Genomic DNA, 220 nt, shown 5'->3' with positions numbered 1-220 from the left:
ATGATGTAAATGCAAACGGGCAGGCTTACGCTAATGCTCAAGGTTCTTGCACTTTTGTAAACGTGGCAAAAAGCGGAACTTTCACTAGAAATAACTGCGGAGCTGGAGGAACAGGTTCAACTGTAACCTACACTGTCAACGCAGGAACATACATCGCTGCAACCCAAGCAGAAGCCGATGCACTTGCGCAGAATGATGTAAATGCAAACGGGCAGGCTTA

Annotated in this window: 1 protein-coding gene; it reads left to right on the top strand. The window is 46.8% G+C overall.

What is annotated here, in order from left to right; translation table 11 throughout:
- Positions 1 to 220 (top strand): DUF5977 domain-containing protein (locus DMB71_RS00020; RefSeq protein WP_162614714.1); only part of this gene is annotated, 220 nt, incomplete at both ends.

Origin of the sequence: Flavobacterium tistrianum, assembly GCF_003254545.1 — a bacterium.
Lineage (GTDB): Bacteria > Bacteroidota > Bacteroidia > Flavobacteriales > Flavobacteriaceae > Flavobacterium > Flavobacterium tistrianum.
This window is presented reverse-complemented; position numbering and strand designations above follow the sequence as displayed.